This is a genomic window from Flammeovirga sp. OC4 (assembly GCF_000812565.1).
GTDB lineage: Bacteria > Bacteroidota > Bacteroidia > Cytophagales > Flammeovirgaceae > Flammeovirga.
Map to the genome: position 1 here is coordinate 1 of NZ_JTAM01000165.1, position 268 is coordinate 268.

At 36.2% G+C, this 268-nt stretch carries 1 protein-coding gene; it reads left to right on the forward strand.

What is annotated here, in order from left to right:
* Positions 1-70: 70 nt before the first annotated feature.
* A partial coding sequence (locus PL77_RS32170) for a hypothetical protein (protein WP_216595961.1) occupies positions 71-268 on the forward strand: 198 nt, incomplete at its 3' end.

Sequence of the window (268 nt, forward strand, 5' to 3'; positions counted from 1 at the left end):
AATCAAACGATGCGAGAAGAGTATTCGGAAAGTAAAAGAAGATCTTGACACAGATTGGTTTAGTCTCTACATGGATGCTACAAAAGAGCTTCACGAACTTTATATGATTACCCCCTCCTCTTTAAAGGAGAGAAAAGAGCGGTTTCGAAAAATTGATGAGCTAGAAGCAAAATCGAAACTGTATGAGCGAAAAAATAAAGCACAGAGCAAAAACTGGGAAAAGCTCATAGATAAACAACTTGAGTTAGAGAATGAATTAAATCAGTTG